The organism is Chryseobacterium sp. Leaf394 (assembly GCF_001424105.1).
Taxonomy (GTDB): Bacteria; Bacteroidota; Bacteroidia; order Flavobacteriales; family Weeksellaceae; genus Chryseobacterium.
Window position 1 is genome coordinate 232508 of the sequence record NZ_LMQH01000012.1, and the last position, 18023, is coordinate 250530.

12 protein-coding genes are annotated in these 18023 nt (G+C 34.6%); 1 reads left to right on the forward strand and 11 read right to left on the reverse strand.

The annotated features are described in order from the left end of the window. Nucleotides 1–8: 8 nt before the first annotated feature. From ASG21_RS16550 to ASG21_RS16570, 5 genes are all read right to left on the reverse strand, one after another. Nucleotides 9–521 carry a hypothetical protein gene (locus ASG21_RS16550; RefSeq protein WP_056083086.1) on the reverse strand — a complete coding sequence of 171 codons (513 nt, stop codon included), beginning with the start codon at nucleotides 519–521 and terminating at the stop codon, nucleotides 9–11. After that, nucleotides 521–2671: a ribonuclease R gene (gene rnr / locus ASG21_RS16555; RefSeq protein WP_056083091.1), complete on the reverse strand. Its 2151-nt coding sequence runs from the start codon at nucleotides 2669–2671 to the stop codon at nucleotides 521–523. Before rnr ends, ASG21_RS16550 begins: the two co-directional genes overlap by 1 nt. A gap of 100 nt (nucleotides 2672–2771) precedes the next feature. Further along, nucleotides 2772–4433, reverse strand: a complete 1662-nt coding sequence (locus tag ASG21_RS16560; RefSeq protein WP_056083095.1) for an ATP-binding protein — start codon at nucleotides 4431–4433, stop codon at nucleotides 2772–2774. 199 nt (nucleotides 4434–4632) lie between these two features. Beyond that, nucleotides 4633–5067 carry a ribose 5-phosphate isomerase B gene (gene rpiB / locus ASG21_RS16565; protein WP_056083099.1) on the reverse strand — a complete coding sequence of 145 codons (435 nt, stop codon included), beginning with the start codon at nucleotides 5065–5067 and terminating at the stop codon, nucleotides 4633–4635. 36 nt (nucleotides 5068–5103) lie between these two features. Continuing rightward, entirely contained in the window at nucleotides 5104–6723 is a 1620-nt protein-coding gene (locus ASG21_RS16570) for a DUF4139 domain-containing protein (protein ID WP_056083102.1), read from the reverse strand. Nucleotides 6724–7423: 700 nt separating this feature from the next. Here ASG21_RS16570 and ASG21_RS16580 point away from each other — a divergent pair. After that, nucleotides 7424–8614 (forward strand): phosphoglycerate kinase, encoded by a 1191-nt coding sequence (locus ASG21_RS16580; RefSeq protein ID WP_056083108.1) that lies wholly within the window; start codon nucleotides 7424–7426, stop codon nucleotides 8612–8614. Between the two features lie 640 nt (nucleotides 8615–9254). Here the strand turns inward: ASG21_RS16580 and ASG21_RS16585 are convergent. The 6 genes from ASG21_RS16585 to ASG21_RS16610 all read right to left on the reverse strand — a co-directional run bounded on the left by ASG21_RS16585 (nucleotide 9255) and on the right by ASG21_RS16610 (nucleotide 17987). Next, a complete protein-coding gene (locus ASG21_RS16585) occupies nucleotides 9255–10076 on the reverse strand; it encodes a class I SAM-dependent methyltransferase (RefSeq protein ID WP_056083111.1) in 822 nt (273 codons plus the stop codon). Nucleotides 10077–10176: 100 nt separating this feature from the next. After that, nucleotides 10177–12039: a tRNA uridine-5-carboxymethylaminomethyl(34) synthesis enzyme MnmG gene (gene mnmG / locus ASG21_RS16590; protein ID WP_056083114.1), complete on the reverse strand. Its 1863-nt coding sequence runs from the start codon at nucleotides 12037–12039 to the stop codon at nucleotides 10177–10179. A 198-nt stretch (nucleotides 12040–12237) separates the two neighbouring features. Next, nucleotides 12238–12642, reverse strand: coding sequence for an rRNA maturation RNase YbeY (gene ybeY / locus ASG21_RS16595; RefSeq protein ID WP_056083116.1), 405 nt, complete (start codon nucleotides 12640–12642; stop codon nucleotides 12238–12240). 5 nt (nucleotides 12643–12647) lie between these two features. Beyond that, nucleotides 12648–14804 (reverse strand): patatin-like phospholipase family protein, encoded by a 2157-nt coding sequence (locus ASG21_RS16600; RefSeq protein ID WP_056083119.1) that lies wholly within the window; start codon nucleotides 14802–14804, stop codon nucleotides 12648–12650. A 2-nt stretch (nucleotides 14805–14806) separates the two neighbouring features. After that, entirely contained in the window at nucleotides 14807–17254 is a 2448-nt protein-coding gene (locus ASG21_RS16605; protein ID WP_056083123.1) for a bifunctional UDP-N-acetylmuramoyl-tripeptide:D-alanyl-D-alanine ligase/alanine racemase, read from the reverse strand. 139 nt (nucleotides 17255–17393) lie between these two features. Next, the gene (locus ASG21_RS16610) at nucleotides 17394–17987 is read right to left on the reverse strand and encodes a thymidine kinase (RefSeq protein WP_056083125.1); all 594 of its coding nucleotides are present in this window, start codon (nucleotides 17985–17987) and stop codon (nucleotides 17394–17396) included. Nucleotides 17988–18023 lie beyond the last annotated feature (36 nt).

Below are 18023 nucleotides of genomic sequence, written 5' to 3' on the forward strand. Positions count from 1 at the left end.
AGAAAATTCTAATTATCAGGACAATTTTCATTATCCATAAATTGAAATTTTTTTATTGTTTTCAAACCGAAAATTCCTCTTTCAAAAGTATAGGTTATTTGATTGTTTCCCCACATTTTTTTGTAATCAATAAAAAAACTTCTTGTCATGTAAGAGTACGGATAGGCATTTTCACTAAGATAGATATATGTAGTTTTTCCTTTTTGGTGGCTATGTCTTCCTCCTATTTCAGAAATCATATTTTTAAAACAGTATGTTTCCTTTTGAGGATTCATTCCTGTAAAATAATTTATCAGAAAAAAGCAATTGACGATAAAAGGAAATGTAACCGATAAAAAGTATTTTTTATCTCCGTCTTTAATCCTGATTAATTTTTTATCGATTAATTTATTAAGAATAAAACAAATAAAAATGATAATCACAATGAACAGATAAAAATTGATCACGGTTTTAAATATTATAGTAATAATTAAAACAACATTGATAATACTGAAAACAATATATTTATCTGTCTTTGTCATTATTCAACAATCTTAAAATCAAGCTGCTTCGCTATTAAATTGGCTTTAACCACTTTAATCTGAACCTGATCTCCCAACTGATATCTGTTTCCTGTGCGAGAACCGTAAACGGCATGCGTTGCTTTATCGTAAGTGTAAGAATCATCCATCAAATCACGAAGTTTGATTAAACCTTCAGCACCATTTTCAGGAATTTCTACCCAGAAACCAAATTCTGCAACTCCGGAAATCACACCAGTGAACGTTTCTCCCAAATGTTTCTCCATGAATTTTACCTGCATGAACTTAATTGAATCTCTCTCTGCATCGGCAGCCAGACGTTCTCTTGCGCTGCAGTGTTTTGCTTTTTCTTCCAACTCATTTCTGTCGGGAGATTTTCCGCCATCCAAATAATGCTGAAGCAATCTGTGGGCAAGCAAATCGGGATAACGACGGATAGGAGAGGTGAAATGCGAATAATAATCAAAGCCCAAACCGTAGTGGCCAATCGGCTCGGTAGAGTAGACTGCTTTGCTCATGCTTCGCATCGCCAAAGTTTCGATCATATTTTCTTCGCCTTTGCCTTTTACGTCTTTCAGTAAAGAGTTTAAAGATTCTGCCACTTTTTTGGTATTTGCCAAATCCATTTTGTATCCGAAGGTGGAAACAAAATCTCTTAGAGCTTCCAGTTTCGCAGGATCCGGATCGTCGTGAACCCTGTAAATAAAGGTATTCTGATTGGGTCTTCCTTTTTTCAGTGAAACAAATTCTGATACTTTTTTATTAGCAAGCAACATAAATTCTTCAATCAAATGATTTGAATCTTTGCTTATTTTGAAGTAAACCCCAATAGGCTGATTGTTTTCATCTAAATTAAAACGGACTTCACTTCTGTCAAAAGTAATTGCACCGTTTCTGATGCGTTCTGCACGCATAATTTTAGCCAAATCATCCAAAACGTTGATTTCTTCCTGCAAATCACCTTCTTTTGTCTCAATTCTTTCCTGAGCTTCTTCGTAAGTGAAACGTCTGTCGGAGTGAATTACGGTTCTGCCAAACCATTCTTTCTGGATTTCTGCCTTGTCATTCAATTCGAAAACGGCAGAGAAAGTATATTTATCTTCATTCGGACGGAGTGAACAGACATCGTTACTCAAAACTTCCGGCAACATCGGTACAACGCGGTCTACGAGATAAACTGACGTTGCTCTTTCGTATGCTTCGTCATCCAAAACGGTTCCGGGAATCACGTAATGTGAAACGTCTGCGATATGAACGCCAACTTCCCAGTTTCCATTGTCGAGTTTTCTCACCGACAGCGCATCGTCAAAATCTTTGGCATCTTTCGGGTCAATGGTAAAGGTTAAAATATCCCTCATATCCCAACGTTTCGCCGCTTCTTCGTCTGTAATTCTGCGGTCGATTTTGTCGGCATCTCTTTCAACTTCCTCCGGAAAATCGTAAGGTAGACCATATTCTGCAAGGATAGAGTGGATCTCGGTTTCATGTTCGCCGGGATTTCCTAAAACCTGAAGAATTTCACCTTCAGGATTTTTATCTCCAGGTTTCCATTCAGTCATTTTTACAACAACTTTATTACCGTTTTCGGCACCGTTTATTTTTCCTTTCGGAATAAAAATATCGGTGTTGATTGTTTTTTTATCGCAAACTACAAACCCAAATTCTTTATGAGGAACGAGTTGAAAAGTTCCGACAAATTCAGTTCTTTTTCTCTCCAGAACTTCCAGAACAGAGCCTTCGAGTTTTTTACCTTTAAAATTGTAGGTAACAATTAAAACTTTATCGCCCTGCAAAGCATCTTTGACATTTTTAGAATGAACGAATACGTCGTCTTTTAAGTTTTCTACCGTAACGTATGCATTTCCGCTCTGGTTAAAATCGATGGTTCCCGTTAAAGTACCTTCAATATTGAGATTGATGCTGTATTTTCCTTTATCGGTTTCTTTAATTCTCTGGCTCGACAGTAATTTGTGCAAAGCCTGAATCACCATTTCACGCTGTCTTGGATTTTTGTGGTCGATCCCGTCTGAGATCTGTTTGTAATTGTAAACTTTTGTTTGGTTCTGATTCATGAAACGGAGAATCAATCTCCCGATTTCCACGAGTTTTGAGTCATTTTTCTGACTTATGTATTTATTTTTTTTTGGCATTGTTATGTATTTATAATTATAAACTCATTTAAAATACGTTTAAACTCATTTAAAAAACATTTAAACTCATTTAAAAATTGTTTAAAACTTATTACTATCGTTATTTTAAATTCCACGTACCATATTCACAGCTTTCAATTTTTCCTTCTACTCTCATAGCAGAAAGTAGATTTGTAACCTTATTTTTTTTCTTATAATCTGTTAGAGCAGAAGATAATTTGGGAATAATGAAATTATCTATATCTTTCCTTTTAGCTTTACCAGATTTTGAAATAAATTCTAAAATTAATTCTTTAAAATGTCTATCATCTAAGCTTCTGTTATTTATATAATCAGCTAAAAGATCTTTATTTTTTGTTGGTTCAATAGCATTATAAGAAATATAATTACTTCCTTTCCGGCCTTCAATAAATTTTTTCTTCTTTAAGTAATTAAATTCACTGTCTGTAAGTTCCTTTTTCTTCTGAACCCTATCTAATATCAAAGTATCTTCTAAGTTAATTTCAGGATTTTTGATGAGAATTTTAGCAAAATCTTCATTAATAACCTTCCCAATAATTGTAACTTTCACTTTTCTATCAGAAAAATCATATTCAGGCAAAGGAAAAAATCTCTGCTTTTGAAAATTAAAAACCTTCCTGATACCGCCACCTTGTGTTTCAATCATTCCAAGGTTTCTCATTGCTTCGACGAGAAAAGGATTTCTATAAGATTCTTCTGGAGTATCTTTTAATACAACATCTTCTACGGAATTAGGAAGAAATGTACCATAATTTGAAAATACCAAATTGTCATCCTCAAACTCTACTACATTAATACGTGATTTTTTACTGTAATCTTGATGGGCAATAGCATTATTCAATGGCTCTCTTATTACGAAAGGATCATATCTCAAAACTTCATCTGGAAAAAGTGTTCCCTCCCGTAAGTATCTGTACTTAAGGTTTCTGATTTTCCTGTAAACTTCGTCTACAGACAGTATTACAGGAATTGAAAATATTTCAAAATCTTTATCTTGATTATCAACTGTTTTAAGATTCCATCTAATTTTTACTGCAGAGTCGAGAAAATGTTCTTCCTCTTCTTTTCCTAAAAGAATAAAGCAGGTACGGGTAATTTTTCCTTTAATCGTAAGTTTAGCTTTATTGAGAAATTTTATATCATCCCAAAACGAAATCTCGTCACTGTATTTAGGATTTCTTTTTATAAATTCTTCTCTGGCTTTTTTTAACGCATTTTCATCTAAATCGTTAATATCAGCATCGTAAATAATTTCTTTTGACCAGTCTTCAACAAGTGTATTTTCATGAATTATGACTTCTTTTTTTTCATCTCTGATTTCAATTAGATTTTCGCCAATCCGCTGCCATGCTTTTTTATGAGCAAAAACACATTGTCTGAATGGATGCTTCGGAATGTTAAAAATCCATATTACTTTTCCTGAGTCTGAAGTTAAAATTTCTTCAATTTTAAATCCCTCAGAATCAAAATGTGTTAAATTACCTAAAACTCTGAATTTAATATTATCAATTGTATAATCGTGAAAATCTTGAATACCAATTATCTGTAATGTTTTATCTTCGATTCCTATTACTAATATTCCACCACCAGAATTGGAAATACCTGAAATATAAGAGATTATATCTTCTCCAGCTCGAGCAGATACGGAATGTTTTAAAGTCTTAAATTCTTTCCATTCGCAGTTTTCATTTTCTTTTGGATAGTTTTTCTTCAAAAAATTATGTAATTCGGTTTCGGTCATAGAAATAATGTGAGATTACTTTTATTCTATAAATTTAAACAAATATGGAGAAGAGTGGGGAAAATTTTCTGATAATCTTTTTAAAAATATCTGAAATTTTAGGAGGAATCAACAGTCGAGTAATTACCATTGGACTCTGCAAATATATAAAATAAAAAATAAATAAGGCTTGCAAACTGAATTACAAGCCTTTATATTTTTAGCAAACTGCGATTTTATCTACCCTGTTCTGGTGTCTTCCACCTTCAAAAGGCGTATTAAGAAACTTATTTGCAATTTCTATCGCCACTTCTTTTGCAATAAATCTCGCAGGAATCGAAATCATATTCGCATCGTTGTGCTGTCTAGCCAGCTCAGCAATTTCCGGCATCCAGCAAAGTGCACATCTGATTTTCTGATGTTTGTTGGCTGTAATCTGCACACCGTTTCCGCTTCCACAGATTAAAATTCCCAATTCGTTTTCTCCGTTTTCAATGGAGGTTGCTGCGGGATGTACAAAATCCGGATAATCCACAGAATCTGTAGAAAAAGTTCCGAAATCCTGAACTTCAAACTGCTCTTCGAGATGTTTTTTCAGAATTTCCTTGTACTCAAAACCGGCGTGGTCTCCGGCAATTGCGATTTTTCTTTTCATTTTACTTTTATATTAGATTTTAAATTTATTTTTAGTTTATAAACCTCTCAAATCACTGCCTTTTAAAGAATTAACTTTATATGAGAAATTGATTTTCTGAGTTTCATTAGCATTTAAAGATACATTCCAGGTCAGAATTCCTGTCTTCTCATCATATTCACCATTTCCTTTATCTACCATTGTGATGATAATCTGTTTATCTGTGGTGATTGGAATCTGGTCTTTCAGTTTGATTTTTATCTTTTCACTTTTGTTGTTTCTCACCGTAATTTCAAACGCAAACTGCTGTTCTTTATTCGTTGAAGAAATACTTTTTGTGAACGTTTTATCTTTCACCGGCTGCCTTTTAATGCTGATTCTCCGGTCTTCACCTAAGGTCAGAATCATTTTACTGTCGGTAGTTTCCGGGTTGATGACGGTTTTGCCAACATTCGTGTCTTCGAAAACAATATTTGCTTCGGCAGGAATCAAATTATACTTGTCTAAATTTTCAATTTCAGCAACTAAAAATGCAGAATTGGAATATTTTGGCACCGCAGAATAAATAAAGTTTGCAGCGATATCTGTGGAATTTAAATTGATGCTGTTATCTTTGTTATTAGATAAAATGGTGAATTTATCTTCCAGCTCGTAGCTTAAATTCAACTGATTTTGAGAAACTACATTTCTCGGTCCGGTTACAAGCACTTCAGAAATTTCGGACACCGAAGCGGAGGAATTTCCTCTGATAGAAACTCCGGGAACTTTTCCCTGCAACATGGTAGCTACATTTGTTCTATCTTCCTGAGGCTGATAGTACAGTTGCCAAATCCCAAGCTCAGGCATCACTCTGCGTTGGTTAGGATTTCCTGAAATTAAATTCAATTTCACATTTTTCCAGTCCAAACCTGAGTTTTGGCGGATCATCGCCTTATATCCTAAATTTATTTTTCCTCCCAAACCATTGGCAATAACGTCATAATAAGGTCTCCAGGAAGCATTATAAACGTTGTATTTTATATCCATATTCACATTTTCACTGGCTTCGGAAGAAACCTGAAGAATGAGTTTTCCTTTTGGATAATTTTCTCTTTCCTGATTATTAAGATTAAATTTCTTCTGCAGGGTGGACAGTTTCTCAAGCCACTTGTTACTGATTTCCTGATTATTTTCAAGTTCTTTACCCAACTCAAATCTTTTCTTCTGGTTGTATTTCAACAATTTTGAAACCTCAGAAGCATAAGAGGTAGAACCTGAATTAATGGTTTGATTGATATCTAAAATTTCAAGGCTTTTTGTAAGAGCGTTTCTTTGAAGATTTAAATTACTGATTTGCTTCCTAACCAGATCAATACTGTCTAAAACAACCTTATGCTGCGGGTTTTTCTTATCTAAAGCAACCGCGTACATCTCTTCATCATTAGAAAAACGGTAGGTGAGAATCGAGATTTTATTTTTACTTCCCAGTTTAATGGAATTCTGATCAATGTTTTCAGCAATATTTGTAATAATAATCTCCGAACTACCTTTTGGAATTTTAAAAGAGGTCGTCGAAAAAAGCTCTCCAGACTGTTCATATACTGTCGCGGTTTTCAGCTCAGCTTCAGCAAAGACAGGCTTCTGACAGTAAACCGAAATAGAAAATAATGAAAGACCAAACAGATAAAATTTATTCATCACATCAGTTTTTTTGAATGTTCAAATTTAAGTATTAAATCTCAATTGTTAGTTTCCCGTCGAATGAGTGTTAGCATCATTGTGAATAACTGTGGAAAACTTTGTTGAAATTAAACTTTTTTTCTCACCAAAAATTAACTAATGAAAGTTGCCTCCAAATATTCGGGCACAAATTTTCAAAAACTTTCCTCAGACATTTCTGAAGTTTCTCCATAAACCGGTTATTCATAAACGGTATCGTGGAAAAGTTATCCATATTTGTTGGTAAGTAACAGAAAAATCAGAACTACAGCGTTTTACTTTGTGAATTAAATATGAATTAAATTAAAACTGCGTGTTATGAAGTATTTGCTTTAAAGTTATCCCCTAAACTCACAACACTCAACAACAGTATTCATTCTTTCTTTATTAAAAAAAAGAAAATAGTGTTGATTAGTGAATGGTGGATTGTGCGGAAAATTTTGAAAACTTTTAAAAGTTTAGATTTTTTGCGAGACTTTAAAATCTTACATTTGTGAAACAGAAATTTAAAGAAAGCAAGTGATTCCGACCTGAGTTTGAATGATCCATCCGTGCTGATGGAAACGGCCATTTGCGAAAAATTAAGTCTGAATAAGTCATTTCGGGATTTGGTTTCTTGCGGAAACTAAATGTGGAATAGCGATTGCTCACGACTTTGGAAAAATATTAAATATACAATATGAAAACAATCAAAGATTTCGATTTTAAAGACAAAAAAGCTCTGGTAAGAGTAGATTTTAATGTTCCACAGGATGACCAGCTGAAGGTGACCGATAACACAAGAATTGTTGCTGTAAAACCTACAGTTGATAAGATTTTGAATGATGGAGGTTCTGTAATTTTAATGGCTCACTTAGGCAGACCAAAGGGAGAAGTTAAAGATGAGTTTTCTTTGAAACATATTGTTGATGAAGTTTCAGAAGTTCTTGGCAAAGAAGTAAAATTCGTGGAAGAATGTGTTGGAGAAAAGGCTGAACAGGCTGCTTCTGAACTGAAAGCCGGAGAAATTCTTTTACTGGAAAATTTACGGTTTCACAGTGAAGAAGAGAAAGGTGATGAGGCGTTTGCTGAAAAGCTTTCTAAATTAGGAGATGCTTATGTGAATGATGCCTTCGGTACAGCGCACAGAGCTCATGCTTCTACAGCTGTGATTGCCAAATTTTTTGAATCAACTAAATTTTTCGGTTTACTGATGGCTGATGAGCTTAAGGCAATCGATAAGGTTTTAAAAAGCGGAGAAAAGCCAGTTACAGCGATACTTGGAGGCTCTAAAGTTTCAACTAAAATTACCATTATAGAAAATATTTTGCCTGCAGTTGATAATTTAATCATTGGTGGTGGAATGGCATTTACATTTATTAAAGCACTTGGTGGCAAAATTGGAACTTCACTGGTTGAAGAAGATAAACTGTCCCTTGCACTTGAAATTATAGGCAAAGCAAAAGAACATAATGTGAAAGTTTATCTTCCTTCAGATACCGTAATTGCTGAAAGTTTCAGTAATGATGCTGATACACAGGAAGTAAATATTTATGAAATTCCTGAAGGATGGATGGGATTGGATGCCGGTCCGAAATCAAGAGATCAGTTCAATGATGTGTTACTGAATTCAAAAACGATTCTCTGGAATGGTCCGATCGGAGTTTTCGAAATGTCAAATTTCTCAGCCGGAACTGTAGCTTTGGGAGACAGTATTGCAGAAGCAACGAATTTGGGAGCTTTCTCATTAGTCGGAGGAGGAGACAGTGTTGCTTTCGTTAAGCAGTTTGGTTATGGTGAAAAAGTAAGTTATGTTTCTACCGGTGGTGGTGCAATGCTAGAAAGTCTGGAAGGTTTGGAACTTCCCGGAGTTGCGGCAATAAATAAGTAAGAATTTGTTTTTTAAAAATATTCGGGTCTGGCAGATTTTCTGCCAGACCTTTTTTGTACAAAAGTGCGTAATTGATTTTTCTTGAAATTCCTCAAAAAATGACTTTCAGAAATAGGTATATTTTCTTAAAAGTCAAAATCCGCGACTCGTAATATCGTATTTAAAATTAAGGCTTGAAAAGGCTGGTTTCTGTTGAAATTTATCTTTTGAAGATTAATTTTCTGATGCAAAAAGTAGTTTTATGTATCTTTTGTCAATCTTGCCTTTTGTATTGTATTTGATCTATATTTTTCGTCTCTCAGGTGATTTTTTATAATTCTCAAAAATTGTAATCTAAAAATGTGTAAAGTTATTTTTTCTATTTATTTTTTTGCAATGGATATTCAGTTTTTGAAAATGAACACAGTGAAAGATAATTGTAGAAAAGACATGAAAAAATTTCTTCCTGTTTTCGGATTTGTATTTTAGATTGTGTTTTCGAAAAAATGAAGTTAGAAATTAAATTGAAATTGAATATGCAATTTTAGTCGATTTAGAGTAGGATGAAAATAAAAAACTCAGAAGATTTTTCTGAGTTTTTGTCTTTTTTGCGCTAAAATGCTGAAAATTGACTTTCAGAAATAGCTTAAAAATCGATTTTTTACTTTTTTTCGATTAAGTATATCAAACTTGAAAATTCGTTCGAAAAAAGAGCCTTTATGTTAGAAATCGTTCCAAAGATCATTGCTTTAAGCCAAAAAAGCGGTGATTTCTTATATTTTTCGCTCAACATCGAGATATAATATGAATCTAAGATCAGTGGTTTAATTTTTCTCATCTTCCAGTTTGGTTTTTTAGAAATCAAATTTTCCATTCCATTTTTAGAAAAGTGATATATATGTCTGGGCACATCGTACGCTGCCCAGTATTCTTTATAATGTTTAGCATCAAAAGATGTAGGGTTGGGAACAGCAATAATCAGCAGACCTTTTTCCTTTAATTTACTGTTAAATATTTCAAGCATTTCATCTTGATTTTCTACATGCTCGAAAACATGCCAAAGCGTTATCGCATCCAGACTTTGATCTTCAATCGTATTAAGATGATCTAAAATTTTCGCCTTTGATATCTTTTGACGTGCAGCATTCCTCGCGTCAGAGTCAGGTTCAAATCCAAAAGTTATAAAGTCATTTTCAATATATCTTACAAATTCACCAGCTCCGCAACCGTAATCAAGAACTTTTGAGCCTTTCTTAATTCGGTCTAAAAGGATTGTTTTTTTATATTGTAGATTGAATGACTGTAGAAATTTATAAAGTTTCTCCTTTAAACTTCCAGAATCCTGATGATGCGAAATATAATCTTCACTTTCATAATATTTCGAAATATTGGATGGAATAGGGGAGGTTTTAAAAACTCCCTTAGTATCTGTTTCTACAATTTCAAATATTTCCTGAGACAGAAAATGATCTTTAATTTTCATTTTGATTATTCTATTTTAAAAATAAAGGTATTCAGAAAAGTGTTTTACGCCTCTAAATACCCTTGTTTATTTTAAATGTTTCACGTGAAACATATCTGATTTATCTTCCTAAATACACCATCAAAACATTGATATCAGCAGGAGAAACACCACTTATTCTTCCGGCTTGCGCTAAAGTTTTAGGACGTACTTTATTCATTTTTTGTTTCGCCTCTGCAGAAAGACTTGATATTTTTATGTAATCAAAATCCTCGGGAATCTTTACATTTTCCAGCCGATTTAGTTTAGCAACATTTTCTTTTTCCTTTTCGATATAGCCTTTGTACTTGATGTTTACCTCTGCCTGTTCTCTTACTTCGTCGCTATACTGAGAAGTGAATTCTCTTATGGAATCAATCTCATCCAGTTTTTCCAGTGTAATATTAGGTCTGGTAAGAAATTGAGAAGCCCTATATGCCTGATCCACAGGATTACTTTCAATACTTTCTAAAATTGGGTTGATGATTCCAGGTTTTAAAGAAGTTTCTCTCAAATACGCTTCAAGTTCCTGACTTTTAGTGATTTTTTCCTCAACTTTTCTCAGTCTGTCCTCTTTTGCAAGGCCTAATTCATATGCTTTTTCTGTCAATCTGATATCTGCATTATCCTGTCTTAAAAGTAATCTGTATTCTGCTCTTGAAGTAAACATTCTGTAGGGTTCTTCAGTGCCTTTTGTGATTAAGTCATCGATTAAAACACCGATATAAGCTTCATCTCTGTTGAGAATGAACTCATCCTTCTCATGAACTTTGTTATGAGCATTTATACCAGCCATTAAGCCTTGTCCGCCTGCTTCTTCGTAACCTGTAGTACCATTAATCTGGCCGGCAAAATATAAATTATCAACCAGTTTTGTTTCTAAGGTATGCTTTAACTGAGTAGGAGGGAAGTAGTCATATTCAATAGCATAGCCCGGTCTGAATACTTTCACATTTTCAAATCCAGGGATATGTTTCATTGCTTTTATCTGAACATCTTCTGGTAAGGAAGAACTGAAACCATTCACATAAATTTCAACAGTTCTCCAACCTTCTGGTTCTACGAAAAGCTGGTGTCGTGTACGTTCTGCAAAACGGTTTATTTTATCTTCAATACTTGGGCAGTATCTTGGTCCTAAACTCTGAATAGTACCATTGAACATAGGACTTCTGTCAAAACCTTCACGCAGAATGTCGTGTACAGTTTCATTGGTATAAACAATATGACAGCTTAACTGTTTGGTTAATTTAGGAGAATTTAAATAGCTGAATTTTTGAGGATTTTCATCTCCTTTCTGTTCTTCCATTTTAGAGTAATCAAGACTTCTACCATCCACTCTCGCAGGAGTACCCGTCTTCATTCTGCCTGCTTCAAAACCTAGAGAAACCAATTGCTCAGTAATTCCGAATGCTCTCGGTTCACCCATTCTTCCTCCTCCTAACTGCTTGTCTCCAACGTGGATCAAACCGTTCAAAAATGTGCCATTTGTAAGGACAACAGACTTTGATCTGATTTCAATGCCCAAAGAGGTTATAACTCCTACAGCTTTGTTATTTTCAATAATAAGACTCTTAACCATATCCTGGAAAAAATCCAGATTTGGAGTATTTTCCAGTGCAAGACGCCATTCTTCAGCGAAAAGCATTCTGTCATTCTGAGTTCTCGGAGACCACATTGCCGGACCTTTTGAAAGATTCAGCATCTTAAACTGGATTGCAGATTTGTCCGCAATAATTCCTGAGTATCCACCCATCGCATCGATTTCTCTTACGATCTGTCCTTTTGCAATTCCTCCCATTGCCGGGTTGCAACTCATCTGTCCGATGGTCTGCATATTCATTGTAACCAGCAATGTTTTTGAACCTAAGTTCGCGGCAGCAGCTGCGGCTTCACACCCTGCGTGACCGGCACCTACTACAATTACATCATATATTTCTGAAATCATTTCTTTATTGCTTGTTTTAAGCTTTAAATTTTAATTTTTTCTATAAATGTTTCACGTGAAACATTATCTTAATAAACAGTCTTAAATAAGCTGTGAGACGCTATTTAGCCCCGATCGCAGCATTTGTCTGAGCTCTTTTTTCTTTGGAAAAAGAAAAAAAGCGAGTGTGTTGACCGGGAATAAGCTCCTAAATAATACTTAAAATTTTGCTAAATAAAAATCTTCTTTGCTTCGCATTAATAGTTCCTCTTCTTCCGACTTATCTTTATATCCCGAAAGATGCAGAACACCGTGAGCCAAAACTCTGCGCAGTTCTTCTTCAAAATTTTTGGATAGAGTAGAAGCGTTGTCTGAAATGCGCTGCAAAGATACGAAAATCTCACCGCTTATGGTTTTGCCTTTTACATAGTCGAATGTAATGATATCTGTGTAGTAATCGTGCTGTAAATAATCCTGATTTACTTTCAGCAAATATTCGTCGTCACAGAAGATGTAGTTAATTTCTCCAAGCTTTTTTCCTTCAGAAAGAATGATATCTTCCAGCCAGCTTATATATTTTGTATTAACAGTTTCAGGTAAGTTTTCGTAAAAGAATTGTATCATGATTTTTAAAACCAGTGTCCCAGAATGACACTGAATATGCCTTTTTGATTATTTTTAAGTGAATGACCGAAATTAAATCTTATCTGGCCAAAAGGAGATTTGTAGCCAATACTTGCACCAACTGAACTGTAGTTTACTTTTACTGCATCTTCAAACGTGATATCGTCTGAAAGGTTGGCAAAAGAAAAGTTTCCGCTTAGGAAAAAGTTTTTCTTAAAGTTATACTGAACATCATTTGAAATTAAAGCGACATTGTTACTGTTCAACTGTGCGAAATAGAAACCATTGAAAGTTTTAAAATTAACCACATTCTGTTCGAAGATTCCTCCCAATCTGTACTGATAAAAATTTGGAAGATTGTCGCCAATGGTAATTCCGCCGTATAAATTCAGGTGATAGCTGAACTGTCTGGAGAGTGGAATATTGATCCTGATGTCAGCTTTCACCTGAACAACTCTTTTGTCCACTTCAGATTTAAGCAGATCAATAACTTTACCTTCTGCGTTTAAATAAAATCCTTTGGTGGGAAAATCGCGGTCATTCTGCGTATCGCTTTTCAGAAATACATACGGATTGAGAAAGCGGTTATATCTTTTATTTAAACCGTTCATTTCCGCTTCGAAATAATCGTGACTGATGCCAGCTCCAATTGCAAATTTATCTTTCCACACCGATTGGATATACGCTTCATTTCTGAGCCACTCCCATTTGTCAATATTAATGTTGTCATTTCCTTTGATATCGAAACTCATCCCGGAAGAGTAGATACCAAATCCTGGAATATATCCGTTATCAATAAAATAATTTAAATAGTATCTGGGTCTGTCTCCGACAATCACATCCAATGAAAGATTTGAATTTTTAAATAAGAGTCTTTTAGCGGAATAATTAAGTAAAAGTCCGGTTTTAAAAATTTCATCATAGTGAAGTCCAAACTTTAAGAAATGTCTTGATTCATCTTCGGTGACATATAATTTAAGATAATTAATATTGTTTTCAGTAACGATATCATAGTTGATGAATCGGTAATTGTTCGTCGCAACCAATTTATCCAAACCACGGTTAATACTTCCATAGGTCTGCATCGATGGGAGACGGAGCCCCATTTTCCCAAGAACATAGTTTTTACCGTAAATTCTCCCTCCATCAATTGAAATGCTGTCTATCTTATAAACATTAGAATAGATTGGATTTACGGCCTGTCTAAGGCGGTCAAATTCTCGTTTTGGCAGCTGATCCAATATTGCAGCGTATTTTTGCCCTTCCACATAGCCGCTGTCAAGAATTTTCTTCTTGTCGTCGTAGCTTGTAGCTGTCATTCCGGTTAGATTCGGTTTGATGTTGATGTCTGTATGTTTGTACTGTCTTCTGGTATCTTTTTGAATCCCAAAATCAATCACCTGATTTAAAATTGAAATAATATTATTTAAATCCTCTCTTTTTGAAAGATCCTGGTTCAGATCTACGCCGATGACAATATCAATTCCTTTATCTTTTAATGGTTTTGAAGGGTAATTAACCGTCATCGCTCCATCAATATAAATACTGTCTCCGATTTTTACAGGATCCATTAAAGTAGGAAATGCTGAACTCGCCATGATCGACTGTACAAGATCTCCCTTTTCAAAAATCTCCATATTTCCGCTTTCAAGATTGGTGGCAACGCAGAGGAAGGGAATAGGAAGCTTGGAAAAATCATTGACGTTGGAAACGTTCTTAAATAACTCTTTTAGAAGGTAAACATTTTTCTGTCCGGAGCTGATGGAAGAGGGAAGGGTAATTTTCCCGTCCTGTAAAGGAATTGAAAATAAATATTTGTCAACAGATTTATTAAAAAAAGTACTTTCTTTTCTGGATTTAGGATCTCTGATTAAAGAATAAAAATCCGTATCCATCACGATTTTTTCAATTTCCTTTCCGGAATATCCTGACGCGTACAAACCACCCACAATGGCACCCATGCTGGTTCCTGCGATGTAATCAACTTTTACTCCCAAAGAATCCAGTACCTTAAGAACGCCGACATGAGAAAATCCTTTCGCTCCGCCACCTGCAAGAGAAAGTCCTATCTTTGGATTTTTAGGAATCTTCAAATTTTCTTTTACTTGAGATTGAATCAGAAGCAGCTGAAGTGCGAATAAAAGAATCAGGAGTTTTCTCATAGTTAATCTTTTACATAAATCCGTTTTACGCGGGGTGAAATGGACGTTAATACTTCGTAAGTGATGGTTTTGCAGTATTCTGCGAATTCTTTCAGGCTTGGTTTTGCATTAAAAACCGTGACAGTATCGCCTTCTTTCACATTTGGAATATGATCTACATTAATCATCATCATGTCCATGCAAATACTGCCGACAATCGGAGCTAAAGTTTTATTAATACCTACGTTTCCAATCTCATTTCCAATTAATCTTGGAATTCCGTCTGCATATCCCACAGGAATTGTGGCTATTTTTAAAGGTTTATCAGCTTTAAATCTTCTGCTGTAACCCACTGATTCTCCGTTTTCTACCAATGAAATTTGGGAAATAACCGTTTTAAAACTGACAACAGACTGTAACTGTTTCTGTATATCACTGTTTGGTGATTCTCCAAGCATTCCGATGCCGATTCTTACCATGTCATATTGATGACCGGTATAATTGGTTATTCCCGATGAATTTAAAATATGCCGCATAGGTGCGTAGCCTAGTTTTTCTATCAAATAACCTGAGTTTTTTTCAAATGTATCTAACTGATTCAACGTAAAATCTTTCTCAGTTGGTATATCTGAAGACGAAAGATGGCTGAAAATACTTTGAACCCTGACATTTATTTTACTCAAAATTTGAATCAGTTCATCCAGTTCGTGCTCTTTAAAACCAAGTCTGTGCATTCCGGTTTCCAGTTTGATGTGGATGGGATACTCTTTGTCATAACCTGATTTCTGAACCGCTTCATAGAAAAGTTCCAAAACACGAAAGCTGTAAATTTCCGGCTCAAGATTGTACTGTATAACGGTTTCGTAGCTGTGCTGCTCGGGATTCATCACAACGATTGGCACAGTGATTCCTTTTTTTCGCAACTCAACACCTTCATCTACGAAAGCTACACCAAGATAATCAATGTGATGGTGCTGCAGAAATTCTGAAATTTCGTAACTTCCTAAACCATAAGCGTTTGCTTTTACCATAGCCATCATTTTTGTGGCAGGTTTTAAAAGTGATTTATGGTAATTGATATTGTGCAGCAGTGCATTTAAGTTGATTTCAAGAACTGTGTCGTGTTTGCGAAGTTCGAGAAGATCTTTTACTTTTTCAATCTCAAATTTTCTTGCTCCTTTAAGCAGAATAATCTGATTCTCAATTTCCGTAAGATGTTTACTGTCAATTAATTCCTGAGTATTAATAAAAGTAAAGGTTTTAGATTTAAATAAATCACTAAAATTTGATATTTCACTCCCGATCAGAAAAACTGAATCAAAATTTTGCTCGTTCACCAATTCTGAAACTTCTTCATACAGCTCTTTTGAATTTGAATTGACACCAACAATATCAGTAAGAACCAAAGATTTCCTGGATTTTTTATATTCATTAAGAAACTGAAGGGCAGTTTTTAAAGAATCCAAATCGAGATTAAAAGAATCATTGATGACGATATTGTTCTTCTGTCCTTCAATAGCTTCCAGACGCATTTCAACGGCTTTCAGAGCGTTGATTTTTTCGATGATTTTTTGATTTTCTACTCCTAATTCTTTTAGGACTGTTATCAGTGCCAGAGCATTAGTTAATGTTGCTTCGTCCCGCTGATGAACGGGGAATGAGATTTCTTCACCGAAGTATTTCACTACCACATTTTCATCCCTGGAAATATTGCTTTTAAAATTAACCTGATTTTCTACTTTAAAGCCGTAAGAAATTAATTTTTTACCTGAATATAAATCATTTATCTTTTTGTTAACCAATTCATTGTCTCCATTGTAAATAATTACTTCTGAATTTTTGAAAAGCTTAATTTTTTCGTTAATTAATTCTTCTTCAGACTCGAAATTGGCAAGATGAGCCGTTCCGATATGCGTGAGTAAACCAATTTGTGGCTGGAAAATATCTTCCAGTTTTTCCATTTCATTGGGTTTGGAAATTCCGACTTCGAAAATTCCGAGCTCGTGAGAATTATTGATCTGAAGCAGAGAAAGTGGTAATCCGATTTGAGAATTAAAACTTTTTGGACTCTTTACAGTCGGGAATTCATTCCAGAGACATTGATAAAGCCATTCTTTTAAAATAGTTTTACCATTACTTCCCGTAATTCCAATTGATTTAAGATGAGAATTTTCAAAATGATATTTTGCCAATTTCTGCAGAAATTCTACTGAATTTTCCACTAAAATCCAGTTAATATTTTCAAACTGAGGATATTGATGTTCGGAAATGATCACATTAATCCCTCTGTCGACAACAGATTCTATAAATTTTTCACCGGAATTTTTACCCGTGTTGATGGCTATAAACGCAGTATTTTTTGTTGAATAAATGATCCTGCTGTCAAAAGCGATGTTTTTGATCATTACATTTTTATCGCCAATTACTTTTGCATTGGTTATTTCTGCGATTTGTCCTGCGGTATAATTCATTGGTGCCTTTCTGCTTATCTGCTGTCTTTAATATTTGTTATTTTGATTATCGCCAATGCGAAAAGTTTGAAATAGTAATTAAAAATTTCAAAATCAGATTTTAATTATAGTATTAGCCTAATTTTTATATCAAACTAAATTAAACATTATTTATCTTCTCAAGAACCTCTTCTACAAAAACTCTTCTGCTCACGGCATCATAAGATTCTGTTTCTCCGAGCTCCACCAGATTTTTACCTTCTGATGTTCTCATCGAATAATTGGCAAGATTCCCTGTTCTACGGCAGATTGCATGTACTTTTGTGACATATTCTGCAGTCGCCATCAAGTTGGGCATCGGTCCGAAAGGTCTTCCCAGAAAATCCATATCCAAACCAGCGATCACAACACGTATTCCACTGTTTGCGAGCTGATTGGCAACTTCCACAATGCTTTCATCAAAAAACTGAGCTTCATCAATTCCCACTACATCGCAATTTGATCCGAGAAGAATAATTTCATCAGGATTCTGTACTGCTGTGCTGCGGATTTTATTTTTGTTGTGCGAAACGACATCTTCATCAGAATACCGGGTATCGGTTTTAGGTTTAAAAATTTCCACATTCTGTCCCGCCATTTCTGCTCTTCTCAGCCTTCGGATCAACTCTTCGGTTTTTCCGGAAAACATTGAGCCACAAATAACTTCCATCCAACCGCTCTGTTTGGAATGATTAATTGTATTTTCTAAAAACATTTGTTAAATTAGCCGTAATATTTTAACATCAAAAGT

Coding starts and splice junctions, on each gene's coding strand:
- ASG21_RS16550 (WP_056083086.1), bottom strand. CDS start 521: ATGACAAAGACAGATAAATATATTGTTTTCAGTATTATCAATGTTGTT.
- rnr (WP_056083091.1), bottom strand. CDS start 2,671: ATGCCAAAAAAAAATAAATACATAAGTCAGAAAAATGACTCAAAACTC.
- ASG21_RS16560 (WP_056083095.1), bottom strand. CDS start 4,433: ATGACCGAAACCGAATTACATAATTTTTTGAAGAAAAACTATCCAAAA.
- rpiB (WP_056083099.1), bottom strand. CDS start 5,067: ATGAAAAGAAAAATCGCAATTGCCGGAGACCACGCCGGTTTTGAGTAC.
- ASG21_RS16570 (WP_056083102.1), bottom strand. CDS start 6,723: ATGAATAAATTTTATCTGTTTGGTCTTTCATTATTTTCTATTTCGGTT.
- ASG21_RS16580 (WP_056083108.1), top strand. CDS start 7,424: ATGAAAACAATCAAAGATTTCGATTTTAAAGACAAAAAAGCTCTGGTA.
- ASG21_RS16585 (WP_056083111.1), bottom strand. CDS start 10,076: ATGAAAATTAAAGATCATTTTCTGTCTCAGGAAATATTTGAAATTGTA.
- mnmG (WP_056083114.1), bottom strand. CDS start 12,039: ATGATTTCAGAAATATATGATGTAATTGTAGTAGGTGCCGGTCACGCA.
- ybeY (WP_056083116.1), bottom strand. CDS start 12,642: ATGATACAATTCTTTTACGAAAACTTACCTGAAACTGTTAATACAAAA.
- ASG21_RS16600 (WP_056083119.1), bottom strand. CDS start 14,804: ATGAGAAAACTCCTGATTCTTTTATTCGCACTTCAGCTGCTTCTGATT.
- ASG21_RS16605 (WP_056083123.1), bottom strand. CDS start 17,254: ATGAATTATACCGCAGGACAAATCGCAGAAATAACCAATGCAAAAGTA.
- ASG21_RS16610 (WP_056083125.1), bottom strand. CDS start 17,987: ATGTTTTTAGAAAATACAATTAATCATTCCAAACAGAGCGGTTGGATG.